Origin of the sequence: Paraburkholderia sp. WC7.3g (assembly GCF_050436345.1) — a bacterium.
GTDB classification, from domain to species: Bacteria; Pseudomonadota; Gammaproteobacteria; order Burkholderiales; family Burkholderiaceae; genus Paraburkholderia; species Paraburkholderia podalyriae.
The window spans coordinates 669308-685640 of record NZ_JBNDMA010000001.1; the positions used below are offsets into that span (position 1 = coordinate 669308).

Annotated in this window: 19 protein-coding genes and 1 pseudogene; 4 read left to right on the top strand and 16 right to left on the bottom strand. The window is 65.2% G+C overall.

Going from position 1 to position 16333, the window contains the following annotated elements; all coding sequences use genetic code 11:
• Positions 1–157: 157 nt before the first annotated feature.
• Positions 158–658, top strand: coding sequence for a MarR family winged helix-turn-helix transcriptional regulator (locus tag OKW43_RS03145; protein WP_187633273.1), 501 nt, complete (start codon positions 158–160; stop codon positions 656–658).
• A 19-nt stretch (positions 659–677) separates the two neighbouring features.
• Here the strand turns inward: OKW43_RS03145 and OKW43_RS03150 are convergent, their stop codons facing one another.
• Positions 678–1616 carry an NADP-dependent oxidoreductase gene (locus OKW43_RS03150; protein WP_187633274.1) on the bottom strand — a complete coding sequence of 313 codons (939 nt, stop codon included), beginning with the start codon at positions 1614–1616 and terminating at the stop codon, positions 678–680.
• Between the two features lie 237 nt (positions 1617–1853).
• Between OKW43_RS03150 and OKW43_RS03155 the strand changes: the two genes are divergently transcribed.
• Both OKW43_RS03155 and OKW43_RS03160 read left to right on the top strand, forming a co-directional pair.
• Positions 1854–2087 (top strand): DUF2795 domain-containing protein, encoded by a 234-nt coding sequence (locus OKW43_RS03155; protein ID WP_187633275.1) that lies wholly within the window; start codon positions 1854–1856, stop codon positions 2085–2087.
• Between the two features lie 79 nt (positions 2088–2166).
• Entirely contained in the window at positions 2167–3078 is a 912-nt protein-coding gene (locus OKW43_RS03160) for a DUF72 domain-containing protein (protein ID WP_187633276.1), read from the top strand.
• On the opposite strand, the gene OKW43_RS03165 is transcribed toward OKW43_RS03160, so the two are convergent.
• The 8 genes and pseudogenes from OKW43_RS03165 to OKW43_RS03200 form a co-directional block, all read right to left on the bottom strand.
• The gene (locus OKW43_RS03165; RefSeq protein ID WP_187633277.1) at positions 3070–3738 is read right to left on the bottom strand and encodes a UdgX family uracil-DNA binding protein; all 669 of its coding nucleotides are present in this window, start codon (positions 3736–3738) and stop codon (positions 3070–3072) included. The genes OKW43_RS03160 and OKW43_RS03165 overlap by 9 nt on opposite strands.
• Before the next feature lie 27 nt (positions 3739–3765).
• Positions 3766–3918 (bottom strand): DUF6496 domain-containing protein, encoded by a 153-nt coding sequence (locus OKW43_RS03170; RefSeq protein WP_018437257.1) that lies wholly within the window; start codon positions 3916–3918, stop codon positions 3766–3768.
• Between the two features lie 115 nt (positions 3919–4033).
• Positions 4034–4705: a hypothetical protein gene (locus tag OKW43_RS03175; protein ID WP_312892494.1), complete on the bottom strand. Its 672-nt coding sequence runs from the start codon at positions 4703–4705 to the stop codon at positions 4034–4036.
• A gap of 8 nt (positions 4706–4713) precedes the next feature.
• A complete protein-coding gene (locus tag OKW43_RS03180) occupies positions 4714–6120 on the bottom strand; it encodes a selenium-binding protein SBP56-related protein (RefSeq protein ID WP_429445189.1) in 1407 nt (468 codons plus the stop codon).
• A 126-nt stretch (positions 6121–6246) separates the two neighbouring features.
• Positions 6247–6360: pseudogene (locus OKW43_RS03185) on the bottom strand (ABC transporter permease); the annotation flags it as partial.
• Between the two features lie 115 nt (positions 6361–6475).
• Positions 6476–7360, bottom strand: a complete 885-nt coding sequence (locus OKW43_RS03190; protein ID WP_429445191.1) for a TauD/TfdA dioxygenase family protein — start codon at positions 7358–7360, stop codon at positions 6476–6478.
• A gap of 166 nt (positions 7361–7526) precedes the next feature.
• On the bottom strand, positions 7527–7967 hold the full coding sequence (locus tag OKW43_RS03195) for a zinc-finger-containing protein (RefSeq protein WP_429445193.1): 441 nt from the start codon (positions 7965–7967) through the stop codon (positions 7527–7529).
• A 113-nt stretch (positions 7968–8080) separates the two neighbouring features.
• The gene (locus tag OKW43_RS03200) at positions 8081–8764 is read right to left on the bottom strand and encodes a DJ-1/PfpI family protein (RefSeq protein WP_429445195.1); all 684 of its coding nucleotides are present in this window, start codon (positions 8762–8764) and stop codon (positions 8081–8083) included.
• 151 nt (positions 8765–8915) lie between these two features.
• Here OKW43_RS03200 and OKW43_RS03205 point away from each other — a divergent pair, with 151 nt between their 5' ends.
• On the top strand, positions 8916–9890 hold the full coding sequence (locus OKW43_RS03205) for a GlxA family transcriptional regulator (protein ID WP_429445197.1): 975 nt from the start codon (positions 8916–8918) through the stop codon (positions 9888–9890).
• Between the two features lie 41 nt (positions 9891–9931).
• Here OKW43_RS03205 and OKW43_RS03210 read toward each other — a convergent pair whose 3' ends face one another.
• The 7 genes from OKW43_RS03210 to OKW43_RS03240 all read right to left on the bottom strand — a co-directional run bounded on the left by OKW43_RS03210 (position 9932) and on the right by OKW43_RS03240 (position 16173).
• Positions 9932–10492, bottom strand: coding sequence for a hypothetical protein (locus tag OKW43_RS03210; protein ID WP_429445200.1), 561 nt, complete (start codon positions 10490–10492; stop codon positions 9932–9934).
• Positions 10493–10793: 301 nt separating this feature from the next.
• Positions 10794–11789 carry an MxaL protein gene (locus OKW43_RS03215; RefSeq protein ID WP_429445202.1) on the bottom strand — a complete coding sequence of 332 codons (996 nt, stop codon included), beginning with the start codon at positions 11787–11789 and terminating at the stop codon, positions 10794–10796.
• Positions 11786–12331 (bottom strand): tetratricopeptide repeat protein, encoded by a 546-nt coding sequence (locus OKW43_RS03220; protein WP_187633286.1) that lies wholly within the window; start codon positions 12329–12331, stop codon positions 11786–11788. The genes OKW43_RS03215 and OKW43_RS03220 overlap by 4 nt, the downstream gene beginning before the upstream one ends.
• Entirely contained in the window at positions 12328–13314 is a 987-nt protein-coding gene (locus tag OKW43_RS03225) for a vWA domain-containing protein (RefSeq protein ID WP_429445205.1), read from the bottom strand. Before OKW43_RS03225 ends, OKW43_RS03220 begins: the two co-directional genes overlap by 4 nt.
• Complete coding sequence (locus OKW43_RS03230; protein ID WP_429445207.1) at positions 13311–14234, bottom strand: calcium incorporation protein MxaA; 924 nt, start codon at positions 14232–14234, stop codon at positions 13311–13313. The genes OKW43_RS03225 and OKW43_RS03230 overlap by 4 nt, the downstream gene beginning before the upstream one ends.
• Entirely contained in the window at positions 14231–15130 is a 900-nt protein-coding gene (locus OKW43_RS03235) for a DUF58 domain-containing protein (RefSeq protein WP_429445209.1), read from the bottom strand. Before OKW43_RS03235 ends, OKW43_RS03230 begins: the two co-directional genes overlap by 4 nt.
• Before the next feature lie 20 nt (positions 15131–15150).
• Positions 15151–16173 carry an AAA family ATPase gene (locus OKW43_RS03240; RefSeq protein ID WP_429445211.1) on the bottom strand — a complete coding sequence of 341 codons (1023 nt, stop codon included), beginning with the start codon at positions 16171–16173 and terminating at the stop codon, positions 15151–15153.
• Positions 16174–16333 lie beyond the last annotated feature (160 nt).

Genomic DNA, 16333 nt, shown 5'->3' on the forward strand with positions numbered 1-16333 from the left:
CGCGTATTCATTCCGTACACTTATTGAGATTCAGTGTACTCAATGCGGCTTTGATGATTAAATAAGGTTTTCCCCTGGACGAACTTTCAATCGGATAACACGACAGCCGCCTGTCATTTCCATTCGTTGCGAAAGGGGCGCGCGGTTCTCAGAACATATGGTCACTTCAACCGATACCAGCACTTGCGCGATCAGCCTCGATCTATACGACCAGCCCGGCCATCTGATCCGACGCGCGCATCAGATTTCCGTATCCATGTTTCATGATCTGGTCGGGCGTGAGGTGACGCCCGTGCAGTATGCGGTGCTCAGAATGCTGCAGGAATTGCCCGGCCTCGATCAGGTCACGCTCGCGCAACGGGTCGGCCTCGACACGTCGACCACCGCCGATATCGCGGTCCGGCTAGAAGCGAAAGGCTGGATCGTGCGCGAAGTTCTGCCGCGCCGTCAGCGTCGTCTATTGCTGACGCCGGCTGGAGAGCAGTTGCTTGATGAACTGATCCCCGGCGTCAACGCGCTCAATCACGGTTTGCTCGACGGCATGGGAGACGAGGACGCGCAACAGCTATTAAGGCTGCTAAGAAAGTTCGTGCATCTGAACAACGATCAGAGCCGCGCGCCGCTGCGCAGTGCGAGCGACGACGCGAATCCGGGCTAGCGCACAACGCGCTCTCTTACTACGACGCGACTTGCACCGCGATCTTGCCGCGCAGGTGGCCTTTCGCGAGCCGTTCCAGCGCCTTGGCCGTCGCATCGAACGCGAACCGTTCGGCGACGACGACGCGCACGCTGCCCGTGTCGATCAACGACGCGATCTCCGTCAATTGCCGGCCATCGGGTCGCGCGGTATACCGCGCTGCCCGTGCGCCGCGGTTCGACGCCTCGGTCTGCGACGGCTCGATGAGCGTCGAGATCAGCGCGCCGCCCGGCGCGACGGCCGACCACGAGCGGCGCTGCGTATCGCCGCCGATCAGATCGAACACCAGGTCCATGTCGCGCGCGACATCTTCGAAACGCTGCGCGTGATAGTCGATCACCCGATCCGCGCCGAGCGAGCGCACGAACTCGATGCCGTCACCGGACGCCGTCGCGAATACTTCCGCGTCCTTCTGCTTCGCGAACTGCACGGCGAAATGTCCCACCCCGCCCGCGCCTGCATGAATCAGCACGCGGCCGCCCGCTTCGAGGCAGCCGTGATCGAAGAGGCCTTGCCATGCGGTCAACGCGGCGAGCGGCACGGCGCCCGCGCTCACCGCATCGAGCTTTTGCGGCGCACGCGCTAGCGCGCTCGCGGGCACGACGACGAATTCCGCGTAAGCGCCCTGCCCATGGCCAACAAAGCCATACACCTGCTCGCCCGCGCGCCATTGCGCGACGCCCGGGCCGACCCGTTCGACCACACCGGAAAAATCGCGCCCCAGCGTATAGGGCAGTTGGTCTTCGCGAATCAACGGGTACTGGCCCGAACGCGTCTTCAGGTCAACCGGATTGGCGCCGGCCGCGCGCACGCGCACCAGCACTTCGCCGGCGCCAGGCTCGGGGATATCGATCTTCTCGGCCTTAAACACCTCGGGGCCGCCGAAGCTGTGAATGCGATAGGCGAGCATCGTGCTCATGACGGCCTCCTTGCAAGGTCAGGTGTCAGCGGCGCTACGGTGTGAGGCTGCGCGCAAGCCGCGTTCCTCATCGCGCCTTGTGTTTCGTTGTCCTTGATTCGCAGATCGTTTCGCACGCGTTACCGCTGAAAAAAGCGCCCGCAGGCGATCGGCACTTCGCCGAACGCGGCGAGGCACGACATATGCGGCATGAACCCGTAGGCGCGCAGTCGTGATGTACTCATCCAAGGAGGAATCATGTCACAGCACCCCGCTCATTCCCAGGATCATCGTCACCCCGGTCAACCGCATCCCGCTGACGTCGAAAAAGCACTCGATGGTGTCAAATACCCGACCACGCGAGAAAAGCTCGTCGAGCAGGCGCGCAAGAATAACGCGAATACCGACATCATCGATCTGGTCGACCGTCTGCCCGATCACAATTTCGACAGCCCGGCCTCGGTCGCGAAGGAAATCGCGCGTATTCAATGACGCCGCGATCCGTCGCGTCGCAGAACACGCTGAGGTCGGCGCACGACAAGAATCCCATTCCACCGGAGTGGACGCGCAAATGAAGAAAAGCGGCGATGTGCGTATCGGTATTTCCGGCTGGCGCTATCAAGGATGGCGCGGTAGCTTTTACCCCGAGGATCTCAAGCAGGCAGCCGAATTACAGTATGCGTCAGCGCTATTTGGCACGATCGAAATCAACGGCACGCATTACAGCCTTCAATCGCTCGATAGCTGGCAGCGCTGGTATGCGCAAACGCCCGATGGCTTCGTGTTTGGCATCAAAGGCGCGCGTTATCTGACGCATATGCTGCGGTTTCGCGATGCAAGGGCCCGGGTTGGCATCGCGAACTTCTTCGCGCAGGGGCTACTCGCGTTGAACGAAAAGCTCGGTCCGATCCTGTGGCAATTTCCGCCGTCCCTGCGCTTCGAGCCCGCGGCGATGGAGCGCTTTCTGCGCGTGTTGCCGCCCGACACCGCGAGCGCATCGGCGCTCGCGAAGCAACACGATCAGCGCGTGAAGACGCCTTACGTCGAGATCGATCGCAAGCGTGTGTTGCGCCACGCGGTCGAAGTGCGTCACGCGAGCTTTGTCGATCCGGCGTTCGTGAGCCTGCTTCGGCAATACGGCGTCGCGCTCGTCGTTTCCGATTCCACCGAACCGTGGCCGGTCGCCGAAGATCTGACGGCCGACTTCATCTATATCCGCCTGCACGGCAGCGAAGCCAAATACTCAGGTTCATACCGGGACGAAGCTTTGCAACGATGGGCCGAGCGACTCGATGCATGGCGCAGCGGCTCGCAGCCGGCCGACGCGCGATTGATCGCGCCGCAACTGGCGCCGGCTCGCCGAGCGGCGCGAGACGTCTACTGCTACTTCGACAACGATGTGAAAGCGCGCGCACCCTTCGACGCCCAGCGACTGATCAAAGACCTCGGATTACAAGCGACACGCGCGCCGGCGTTACCCTGAGCCTGAGCGCTTGCCGCCGTGGGCCAGCTTCTGTGCGGTGCGCAGCGCGGCGACGATTCGCTCGTACACCTCGCGGCGCGTTTCAGGGTCCGGCGCGCGCAGCGCATACGACGGATGGTACGTCGCGACCACGTGTTGCTCGCCGCGCTCGAGCGTCTTGTCGAACGCGTCCAGCAAGCGCGCGCGCGAATCGTGGAGAACCGCTTTCAACGCGGTCGCGCCCAGTGCGACGACCACGCGCACATCCGGCATGCCGAGCTCCTGCTCGAGCCAATAGCTGCACGCATCGAGTTCGCGCTGCGCGGGCGTTTTGTGCAAGCGACGCTTGCCGCGCGCAATCCACTTGAAATGCTTGACCGCATTCGTCACATACACGTCGTTACGCTTGACGCCCGCTTCTTCGAGCGCTTTGTCGAGCAACGCGCCGGCCGGCCCGACAAAGGGCTTGCCCTGCAGATCTTCCATGTCGCCGGGCTGCTCGCCGACCAGCACGATCGACGCATGCCGCCGCCCTTCACCGGGTACGGCCTGCGTCGCGTTGCGCCAGAGCGCGCAACGGCGGCAATCGTCGAGCTTCGCCGGATGCTGGTCGGGGTCGACATCCGGTTGCTCCGATTGCGCGTCGCCCTGCGCGCGCTTTTTCGGCGGCCTGTCGGTCATGGGTGCGACCGCGCGTGCTGAAGCAGCTTATTTTTCGCTCTTCTTCGGAATCTTCGCGCCCGACTTGCGCGCCTGATTCAATGCGATCGCGACAGCCTGCTTGTGCGGCTTGCCATGCTTCGACTCGGTCTTGATGTTGTGCGACACGGTCTCTTTCGATGTACCTTTCTTCAGCGGCATGATCTTCTCCGGTTTAGGTGACGACAGGAAAAATCAGGACCCGCACGCAATTGCGTTCCTGCACCTGGACTGGCCAGCATACGCTGTGCCCACGACCGCATCGGCCGCGTCCGGATCACCCCGAAAAACCCGCCGCCGCCGCATTCAACGCCAGCGACACGCCCCCCACCAGAATCAGACTCGACGCCCACACTGCATCGAGATTGAACCAGCTGCGCGACACGAACTTGAGCCCGAGGTAGCGATACACGAGCCATGCGAGCACGCCACCGGCCATCGTCATCGCAGCCGCATGCACCGCGGAAACCGACAGCGCCATGCGCAGACTCGTTTCGATCAGCGCTTGGGCGGCTCTGTGCGCGCTGTCCATGTCGTCGGCGCGGCACAGACCGAGGTAGATCGGCACCAGCATCAAGCCAGCGCCGTGCGCGATCGCCACCGCAAAAGACCATAGCGCGAGCCGCGACGGCGGAATTCTCGCCAGCACGCGCGGATGACGCCGGCGCATCAGCAACACCAGACCGAAGCCGATCACGAGCACGCTCGCGCCGATCTGCATCTGGCGCTGCCATGCGAGCACGCTCGCGAGCATCGCGAACGGCAGCATCATCAGCAGTATGGCGAGCGCGTGTCCCGCCGCCAGATAAAGAAGCGCCACCAGCAGCGCTTGCGAGCGCCGCTGCATCAGCGCGTTCGACACCGCGAGGGGCCACCCCATCGCCGGATTAAGTCCGTGATACACACCGCTCGCGACGACGGCCAGCCACAGTGCCGCTTGCGGCGACACCGCGCCGCTCAAACGCCCACCGACGGATAGCAGAACGAATCGGTCGAGCAGTCGCCGCCTTCGAGGCGGATCTGGTGCGCGCGATAGCCGGCGGGAAACTCGACGAAGTAGTCTTCGGCGAGCTTCAGACCGCCATCAGAATCGGCATGCGCCATCACTTGCACGCCGGGCACACCATCTGGGTAGAACTGGTCGTCCCACGTCGAGTAGAGCGAGTTGGTCCAGTAAATGCGCTTGCCGTCGCGGCTGATCTCGACCATCTGCGGACCGCCGGTAAAAGGCTTGCCGTTCGGATGCGGCGTGCAACGTTCGATGCCACCGATGCGCACCGAACCCGCCAATGTCGGCTTGCGCGGTTCGGTCACATCGTACTGGCGCATCTCGCCGGTGCCCCAGCACGACACGTAGAGGAATTTATCGTCGATCGAAAGATCGATGTCGGTGACGAGCGGCGGCACCGCGCCGAAACCTTGCAGCAGCGGCGGCAATTCGTCGGCATGCGCGGGCTCCGGTGGAATGGTCGCGGTCTTTTCGATGTGGAAGTGGCCGCCTTCGCGCCACCAGGTCCAGATCGACCCTTCCAGATTCGTCGTATCAACCACGACGCCGATAAAGCCGTACTCGCGGCTCGGATCGTGCGCGGGCCGCACTTCGAGCGCCATCTGATGATTCGCGCCGAGGTCGAGCGTCTGCACGTTGCGCCTGCCGCGCAGATCCCAGAAGTGCACGCGGTGGCCGTATTTGTTCGCGAGCAGATCTTCGGGCACGATACCGTTTTCGAATTGCGGCGGCAGCGCCCATTCGGTCGATACCATGTAATCGCGCGGCAGATTCCACCAGAAGTCGTAATGCTTTTCCTGCGCACCGCGCTCGATCTCCCAGCGGCCCAGCACCTCGAATGTTTGGCAGTCGATGATGAAGATGCCGGGCGGCCCGTCGGTGCCGTCTTTGCCGCCACCGCCGAGCGTGCTGACGTAGATGCCCTCCGGTCCGCAATGCACGGTGTGCGGACGCGAATAGCCGGTTTTGCGGAAGATTTCCTCCGGCTCGATGATCTTGTGAATCTTCGCCTGAGTCGGATGCGGTTTCGTATCGACGATGTAGATGCGCGACGAGCGCATGCCCGGAATGATCAGATAGCGTCGCTCCAGAAACGCGTGGCCCGTCAACGGCGAGAGCGCGGACGAACATGCGTTCCAGCCGAAGTGATGGAATTCGTCGCCTTTGTTCGGCACCGGCACCGTGTGGACCACCTGGCTATAGGTCGGCGAACCGGGTTTCACGTCGATCACGGCGAGCGCGTCGGGCTGCGAGAAATCCGGACTGAGCAGCACCGTGTACGCGTATTCTTCCGCCGGCGCATCCATCGCGAGCTTCGGCGATGCATGAAAGGTAGGATCGGGGCGCATTCCCATGACGGCACTCTCCCTGTCGTTCTGAACGGAAACCCGGCCCGCCAGGAATCGAGCCAGCGCGTAACCTTAAATTTGTAGTCCACACCAGCGACGGACGCAACCGGAAATTTTCGCCGACGCAACGCGTTACTGCTGCACGCCCCAGCGCCGCACAGTCACGCGTTCGAGCGTATCGAACACAAGATGCTCGACGAGCAGACCGATCACGATCACCGCGGCAAGCCCGACCTTGTCGAGGTAATGCAGCGCGCGTTCGTGGGCTTCGGCCTTCGACAGCGGGCGAAATCGGCTCAGCATCGAAACTCCAGTCGGCGCGCGGTGCGATGGGTGTCGTTGCGATCGAAAACTTCGCGCTTCAGAACGGCACGTCGCCCTCGATCGTCGTGCGATACAGCTTGCGGCGCAGATGATCGGGTGTGCCGGCGGCGAGATGCATCACCGAGCGGTTGTCCCAGAACACCATGTCGTGCTGGGCCCATCGATGCCGGTATAGATGCTCGGGCCGCACGCTGTGCGCGAAGAGTTCGTCGAGCAAAGCGTTGCTGTCGTGTTCCGGCAAACCGATCACGCGCGTCGTGAAGTGCTCGCTGACGAATAGCGCGCGGCGCCCCGTCTCCGGATGCGTGCGCACGATCGGATGCACGACCGGCTTTACCTGCGCGATCTGCTCGGCCGACAGATTCGGCCGCCACGGGCTGCGTTTTTGCAATTCCGCGTACCTGGCCAGATAGGTGTGCTCCGCGCTGCGTCCTTCGACTGCGCTGCGCAGATGCGCGGGCAACGTGTCCCACGCCAGATGCATGTTCGCGAACAGCGTATCGCCGCCCTCGGCCGGCAGTTCCTGCGCGTGCAGCAACGAGCCGAGGCTCGGCTTGTCCTTGTACGACAGGTCGGAGTGCCAGTAGTGACCGGCGTCGCCGAGACCGATCGGCTTGCCGTTCTCGATCACGTTCGAGACGACCAGCACCTCGGGATAGCCGGGCAGACCGAACTGATTCAGCACGTGAATCTGCAGCGGGCCGAAGCGGCGGCTGAACGCGATCTGCTGCTCCGGCGTGATGCGCTGGTCGCGAAACACCAGGACGTGATAGTCCAGATGCGCGCGGTGAATTCGCGCGAAATCGTCGTCGCCGAGCGGCTGGCCGAGATCCAGTCCGACCACTTCGGCGCCGAGCGGCGCATCGAATGCGCGGATCTCGAAGGATTGAGCGGCAGCGGCAAAAGCATCACCGGTAGTCATCACAGGACTCTCTTCGTCGAAACTATTCAGCGGGCGCCTAATGGCGCGGTCATTGCGACGAATGTACCGGCCCGCGCGCGCGATGCCAACGAAGGAAATGCTATACGGTTATCTGCCGGAGTGATAAACCCGTTGTTGGGGCAGTTGGTCGGCTGGCCGCATCGCGCTATCGCGTGCGCCGAGCCTCGATAAAAGCCTCGACATAACGCAACGCCTGTTCGCACTGCTCAGGCGTGAACGCGTGAATACTCGCCGGAACCGGATCGAAACCAAGCTCGGTCGCGACCCACCGGATCGCTTTCGCGCGGGCTTCGAACGCGTTGACGCCATCGCGGCGCACCTTCCCGGCAACGAGCGGTTCAAGCGCATCGTGCAGCTTGCTCTTCGCCTCGCGCAACGTCGCGTCGGCGAGGCGGCCGAGCGGCAGGTTATGTTTGCTGCGCGAATAAACGCCGATCCACGCCTGACACGAAGTGCAGATCCACAGCGGCCCTTGATCGCTGCGATACGGGTACGACTCGTCGCCGTAACGCGCGAGCAATGCGCGGTTGCCGCAGTAGTCGCATGACGGCTGCGGCAGGGCCTTGACGGGCTTGCCTACGCGCATCGGGAGGGCTCCCGGGCAAATTCGCAGTGCTTCATCGCATCAATCCGGCTGGCGCAAACGGGTAGAGCCACACAGTTTAATGGAATGCCCGCACCCGCATGCAAGACTCGCAATCACCGAGCCTGCGTCTGCACGATCTCCATCACTACCCGGCGCCGCGCGGCCAAGCCTTCAGCCGACCGTCGCCGGACCAGTTCCACCACCGCTTGCGGCGCCAACGCCGGATCGCCGGCGTCGAACGGCGGCGCTGGCGCATATTCGAGTTCTAGCTGAATCGCCTGCGCCTCTTCGACGCCCGCCAGTTCGGCAGCCACGGTCAAGCCGAAGTCGATGCCCGCCGTCACGCCGCCGCCCGTAATCAGATTGCCGTCGCGGACCACACGCGCATGCGTCGGTATCGCGCCGAGCGGTTCCAGCAACGAGTGGAACGCCCAGTGAGTCGTCGCGCGTCGCCCGCGCAGCAAACCGGCCGCGCCAAGCAGCAATGCGCCGGTGCAGACCGACGTCACGTAGCGCGCGCTGGCGGCCTGGCGGCGAACGAAGTCGATCGTTTGCGCGTCTTGCATCAGGTCCGTCACGCCGCTTCCGCCCGGCACACAGATCACGTCGAGCGGCGGGCAGCTTTCGTAGGTCGTGCTCGGTGTCAGCACGAGCCCGTTGCTCGACACCACGGACTCCCGCGTCTTCCAGACCAGATGCATCGTGGCGCCCGGCAACGATGCGAGCACGTCATGCGGGCCAGTCAGATCGAGTTGCTGTACTTTCGGAAACACCAGAAAACCGATTTGCAGGTTCATAGGGATGCCTTATCGAAGGAGAAATCGAAACCTGTCGTCTGCCACTTCTTGCAGGTGGACGGATCGATTCTATGCGGGTAGGCTGTGGCAAGACTGCCATTCAGCCCTTGGTTTCTGCCACACGCTGTCACGGCCCTCATCCACACCCGACATGTCCAGCGCTCCCCGCTCCATCGTGCTGCTCGCGTTCCCCAACATGCAACTGCTGGACGTCAGCGGTCCGCTTCAGGCATTTGCTTCCGCCAATGAACTCGTCGCGCAGCGCGGGCTCGACAAACTTTACGCGCCACGCGTCGTGGCAGCCGAAGCCGGCCCCGTCACGTCGTCGTCAGGACTCGCGGTAATTGCCGGTTCGCTACGCTCGGTGAAGGCGCCGGTCGATACGCTGATCGTTCCGGGCGGCTGGGGGATTCGCGACGCATCGGCCGATCAGCGTCTGATCCGCTGGACGCAGCGCCACGCGCCGCATTGCAGACGCGTCGCCTCGGTCTGCTCGGGCGCGTTCGTGCTCGCGGAGGCGGGGCTGCTGGACGGCCGGCGCGTCGCCACGCATTGGGGGCGTTGCGACGAACTCGCGCAGGCGTATCCGCAACTGCATGTCGAAGCCGATCCGATCTTCATTCGCGACGGCGCGATCTGGACGTCGGCGGGCGTCACGGCCGGTATCGACCTCGCGCTGGCCATGCTCGAAGAAGATCACGGACGCGCGTTGGCGCTCGACGTCGCGCGCGAACTCGTCGTGTTTCTGAAGCGGCCGGGTGGTCAGTCGCAATTCAGCGCGACGCTGTCGCTGCAACATGCCGACGACCGTTTCGGCGAATTGCATGCATGGATGACGTCGCATCTCGCATCCGACCTGTCGGTCCCCGCGCTCGCGCGACGGCTTCATATGAGTGAGCGCAGCTTCATGCGCCACTACAAGGCGCAAACGGGCCGCACGCCCGCCCGCGCGGTCGAGCAGCTGCGCATCGAAACGGCGCAGCGCTTGCTGAGCGAAACATCCTGGTCGATCAAACGGATCGCGGCGCGATGTGGATTCGGCAGCGAGGAAACGATGCGCTGCAGCTTCGTGCGTCAGCTGCGCGTGGCGCCGCAGGTGTATCGCGAGCGTTTTTCGTCGACGTGACGTCCTCGGCCGGCGCGCGAGGCACGCCCGCTCCACATCAGTCAGAAGCGATGTTTGACGATGAGCGTCGCGCCCGTATCGTGCGAATGCAGAATCGCCACGCGCGCGGTGCCGGAAAACACCCAGTCGTTGATCGTCAACGACAAACGTCGTTGCGGTGACGCACCGATCGACAACACGGAACCGTTCATCTGAACGATGGACACTTGCGGCCCGGTCGATGGCCCCAGATGCAAAGGATTCGTGGCATCCTGCGCGGCAGCCCGCGCGCCTGATTCGGACACCGGCGCGAACTCCGGTCCGGACGACGCCAGCGCCTTCGCGGTAGCGAGCTGGACATCGCGCGTCACGTCCACGCTATAGAAGTTCTGCATTTGCGGATAGAACGGCTTGCCCTGATCCCCCTGATACTCCATCGCATAGCGCCGCTGCTCGAAGTAGTGCCGAGGCTCGGGAATCGGCGGCACGACTTCGACGGGGGACGCGACGATGTTGGCAACCATCATCCGTTCGGGCGCATCGCCAGTGGGGCCGCCCGCAAACGCGTAGCCGCTCATCACGATGCATATCGCTCCGACCACCCTCTCGTTTTGGCACGCCATCCATGCCTCCGTGAAGGAATTGAAACGTCACATGACTCAGCGCTCAGGTCGAACCGCGCGTGTTACAGCGCCGCTTGCATTCAGACATTGTAGTCAGTCATTTGCGGACCGATAGGTCAATGTGTGAGGTGATGCACGGAAGCGCTTTCAGGCATCGAAGACCGGCAAAAGCGACTTGAGCAAGCCTCGCGAGTCGAACGATCCCGGCAACTCTTGCGAGGTTCCGGAAGCAACTATGCGATTCGGCTGGATGCCTGCACGTTCAACCGTTGCAACATCAACGGTCGCGCGCTCGCGGTATTCAATCGACCCGTGTCGGCCGGCCATTGAATGCCGGCGCAACGAGCGAAACGATCGTTCGAATGCGCTGTCGCCAGCCGCGCTGCCAGGCGAGAACGGCATCGGGCATGAAGCGCGCGACGAGCAGCAACAACGCGAGCAGCGCGGGACACCAGCGCAGATCGGTCGGCACCGGTTCGCGGCGGGCGAAGTGTGCATCGAGCAACGCATCGCCGAATGAAGTCACGTTCAGCAGGCGCCGATAATCGAGGCCGGTCTGCCCGGCCACCGCCGTCAGGTACTCGCCTTGCAATTCCGACAATTCCTCGTGCGTTTGCGCCTGCCCACCGGAGCCTGGCGCGGGCGGGGCCTGGATCACGTCGTCGGCCTGCCAGTAGCCGATCCGGTTGCCGTCGGCGTCGGTCTTCGGGATCGCCGCGGGCTGGTCGCCGCCAACGCCGATCAGCCAGCCCCTGATCCGTGCGGCGTTGATGCCCTCCATCAGCGGACGCGACGCCGACACCGGCGGCGCCTCCTGCCCATCGGTGACGAACGCGATGGCCGCGCCGCCGCCCACCTGCTGCGCGACGCGCACGGCCGAATAGACGCCGCCCTCGGCGATGCGACTCCAGTTGGTCCAGCGCATGCGCCCGTCGATGCCGTCGAGCGACACCAGCAACGCATCGTAGTTGCGGCAGACTTCGACCGGCGACATCAGCAGCAACACCCGCTGCCCGGTGAAGACGCTCCAGCCCACCTTCGAGCCGCACGGCAAGCGCCCGAGCGCGTCGCGCATCGCGGCCTGTGCGAACTTGAGCCGGCTGACCGGGGCGCCGTCGAGCACCACGTCCTCGACGTCCATGCTTTGCGTAATATCGAACGTCACGATGTAGTTGAACGTGTCGCGCGGCAACGTGACGTCCGGCATCGCGACCGCCGCGATCAACGCGGCGAGCGCGAGCGGCGTCAACGCGTGACGCAAGCTCGCGAAGCCGCGCTCGCGCGAGACGCCGCTCATGGCAAGTCCTGGCTCTGCGGATCGCGCAGGGTGACGTTGTGCTGCTCTTTGACATCGGGACCGGCGAGCGCGGACGGCGTTTCCGGCGCAAGCCACAGCGCGCGCTCGAGGTTATAGCGCGCGTCCCAATCGTCAGGCGCCGCGCGCAGCGCGAGCCGATAGCGCGCCTTCGCCTCGCCGATCATCGCGAGCGATCTGACGGCCTGCGCGGTGTCGCCGCTGCCTTCGCGCAGGTACAGGTTGCCGAGATCGAACAGCGCCGCGCGGCCGACTTCGTCAGGCGGGCTGCCCTCGGGGATCAGACCGTTATAAAGCCGCGCCGCCGCGTCATAGGCGCCCGCCTTCGACAGCGCTATCGCGCGGGCCAATTGAACCTCGCGCGCGTCGTCGCCGGCACGCCGGTCGCGCGCAGCGGCGTTCGTCGCACGAATGGCCTGATCGACCTGCTCCGCGTGCTGCAAACGAACGAAGCCATACGCGGCCCACGCGGCGCAGCAGATCGCCACGGTGCCGAACAGCGTGTGGATCAACGTGCGCCTCATGTCCAGCTCCTGACCTGCAACTGGTGCAGCAGCACCAGCAGCGCCGTACAGAACAGCGCGAGCGCGAAACAGTACGGACTCAGCGCCTGGCGAGGCAGATGTTCGACGAACGTCGTCGTCGCGTTCTGCTGCCTGTTGATCTCCGCGATCGCCGCCATCATCGCCTTCGGGTCTTCGGCCTGAAACAGCCGGTAGGGCGTCCTCAGGGTAAGAAAGAAGCGATGCAGTTGCGCTTCGGCCGAGGTTCCGCTGACCGGCAGCGCCGCGTTCAGATTGGGACTGAAGACGCTGCTGCGCAGGTAGATGAAGTACAGCGCGATCTGGTCGCGCCGCAGTCCCGACTCGATGCGCCGTCGCATCGGTTCGTCGAGCAGCGCGCCGCCATCGGACACGAGCACGATCGCGCGGCGCCCCGACGACAGGCGCCCGTCGAATTGCGCGATCGCCGCGAGCATGCCGCGATCGAGCTCGGTATCCGGCATGCCGCGGCCAATCGCCGTGGCCGCGACCGCAGCCTCGATCACGCGATGGTTGTACGTGAACGGCATCGCCAGCACGGGGTTGGTGCCGAACATCATGAACGCGAGCCGGTCATTCGGCCGCTGCTCGACGAAGCGCGTCAACGCGGTGCGCGCCACATGGTTCTTCGAGTCGCCGCGCGGCGACTCGACACCCTTGCTGCCCATCGGCTCGTCCATGCTCGCGCTGCGGTCCATCAGGATCAGGATCTGCGCGCCGCTGCCCGTGCGCAGTACCTGCAACTGCGAGCGCCCCGGCCCCGCCAGCCCGACGACGATCGCCGCGATCGCCAGCGCCGCGCCGCCGCGCGCGAGCCAACCGGCCACGCACCCGAGCTCGTCGGCGGGCAGCCATGCGACGCTCGAAAACACCAGCGTGTCGCTGCGTCGCCGCAGCAGCGGCAGCGCGGCGAGCGGCAGCAGCACCAGCATCCACGGATAGGCGAAGTCGAGACTCATGGTCATCGCTGATGGCGCCTCTCCGCCCGATACAACGCAAGGCACAGCGCGTGCAACGACAACCCGGCGGGATGGTCGACGGCATTCGGCGCGGGCGTGAAAAAACGCTCGGACGACGCCTGATAGAAACCTTCGAGCTGCGCGCGCAGCGGTTGCAGATACGGCGCGCGAGCGAGCAACGCGGATAGCGAGGCCAGATGCACGACTTGGCCGGCGGTTTCGTTCAGCGCACGATGCAGGCAGACCCACGCTTCGCTCGATGCAGCGGCTGACGCCTCAGGCAGCCGTTGCATCTGCCGCCATGCCCGCGCGAACGGCAGCCGCGCCGACTCGCGCAGGTTGCGCGCCCACCACCAGCCCGCCCACGCGAGCAGCGTCGCGATCAGCAGGCCGAGCGCCCACGTGATCTGCCGACGCCAGCCGGCCGTACCCAGCATCGGCGCCTGACGATCGGGCCGCAGCGGCTGCAAGTCCCCCGCGGCGAACGCCGTTTGCGGCGTCAACGGTCCGATGCTCGCCGGCCATTCGGCGATCCGCAATTGCGTGCCCGCCGCCGACGTCAACATCAACGCCGGCAACGTGATCTGCGTGAGCGTCTGCGGCGCGTTGACGACCTGATAGGCAATCACCATCCACTTGCGGCCGTTGGCATCGGTTTCGAGCGTCACGGGCCGGCGTTCGAGCCACACGCCGGTGCGCCCGACCGAAGGCGGCGTGACCGCGCCCACGTCCTGACCGTTGGCCTCCAGCAGCACGCGCTGCGTCAGCACGTCGCCGAGCACATAGCCGAACGCGCGCGGCTCCTGAACCCGCGCAGTCACTACGGCGGCGCTGGCCGTCGCGCACGCGGCGCCGCATAGCGACGCGATCAGCACGCGCATCGCCGCCCGGCGCGCGACACCACCGCGCACGCCCGGCGCGCTCATGCCGTCATCTCCAGAAAGTAGCGCGACATCGCTTCCGGATCGAACCCGCCTTCGACATAGAACGGCCGGATGCCGCGCGCGCCGAACCCGGCGGCGAGTTCGTCGCGACGGCGCGCGACGCCTTCGCGCCAGCGTTCGCGCACGCCTCGGGAGAGCCACACGCGCCGCTCCTCGCCGGACTCCGCATCGTTGACGGCCAGCAGCGACGCGTGGTGCGGCGGCGTGATCTCGGCCGCGTCCCACACGACCATCGGCACCACGCACGCATGCACCAGCATGTCGAGTACCGGCGATAGCCGCGCGAGCGGCCAGTGGAAATCGGACACGACGAACACGAGCGCCTGGCGTCCAGCGATACGGATCGCACACCGCCGCAATGCTTCGACGGCCACACGCGCGGCCTGACCATCCGTCTGACGATCCGCCGCGCGCGCCGCCGCCTCAGTCGCGCATTCGCGCAGCATGCTCGCGAGCAGCGCGCCGGTGCCTCGACCCGTGCGCGCCGGCATGAACAGATCGTCGCGCTCGCCGCTATCGAAGGCCAGCATGCCGAGCCGGTCGCCGACCCGAAACGCGCTATGGCCGAGCGCCTCGACGAAATCGGCGGCGACCTGCAGCTTGGTTTGACGACTGCCGAACCGCATCGAGGCCGACACGTCGACGATCGCGAATACCGGCACCGCGACGCGCTGCAAATGCACGCGCACGAGCCACTCGTCGCGGGCCGCACGCAAGCTCGCGCGCAGATCGAGACGGCGCGGGTCCGGATAGTCGAACAGCCGGCCGTGCATCGCGAACTGCTGACCCGAGCCGAAGCTCGAGCCCGGATGCGACCCGGGCCGCGCGCCGGCCGCGCGCATCGGCAGACGGTAGTGGAATTCCGCGGTGCCGTTCATCGTGGTGTGCGCGCCGGCGCTCAGCGAGGCACCGCGACGTTCGCGACGATCCGCGCGATCAGCGCTTCGGCCAGCGCCTGGCGGCGCAACTCGTAGATCGGCGTGAAGAACACGCGATGACCGAGCGCCGGCAGCAGTACTTCGTGGATGTCCTCCGGAATCAGATGCGTGCGGCCCGCGAGCCACGCGACCACGCGCGCGGCCCGCAGCAGCGCGCTCATGCCGCGCGGGCTCGCGCCCGCGAGAATCAACTGCTGCATGTCGACGCCGTCGAGCGCGATGCCGAACCGCAGCGGCGTCTCCGTTGCCTGCCAGATATCGAGCACGTAGCGCTCGATCGTCTCGCTCGCCTGCACGCCTTGCTGGATCGCCGCGCCGATCCGGTTCAGTTGCTCCCACGGCACGATCGACGGCGTCAGTCGCGAGAGCAGGTCGTCGACGTCATGGAACATCGTGTCGAAGACGAGGCTGCGCCGCGCGTCCACATCGGCCGGCGTCGGCATGTTCAGCTCGAACAGGAAGCGGTCGCGCGCCGCCGACGCGAGCTCGAAGGTCTCTTCCTTCTCGACCTTGTTGCGGTCGGCGTACACGGTCATGTGCGGAAAGCGGTGTTCGCGGCCGAACGCCCACACGGAACGCTCGGCCATTGCGCGCAGCAGCAGCGATTGAACCTGCGGTCGCGCGCGATTGATCTCGTTGAAGAAGAAGGTGGTCAGCTGCTCGCCGTGGCGCAGCAGCGGGCCCGGCTCGATGCGTGGCTTGCCGTCGGCATCGACATAGGTGTGGTAAACGAGGTCGCCCGGCATCAGATCGATCGTGCCTTCGACGCGCTCGAAGTCGCCGCCGACCACGCGCGCGAACGCCCGCAACACGGTCGTCTTGCCGACGCCGACGCCGCCTTCGAGCAACACGTGGCCGCGGGCGAACAGCGCGATGTTGATGAGCCTCAGCGTTTGCCGCTGGCCGACGACGACTCTCGCGACTTCGTCTTCGACCTGCTGGGCGTGAGAACGCCAGTCCTGAAGCTGCTCGCCAGAAACCATCGCTGCGATCCCCTTCCGTGGTGGCGGGCGTTTGATTGCGCGACGCCCCAACGTCGGCGCGCTTCGAGACTCGCCAGCCTTCCGTTCAAGCACGGTTTATGCCGGTCACGCCAACGGGACGCAGGAGTTAAATCGAATCCGAAAAGTTGGCAGCCTGTCA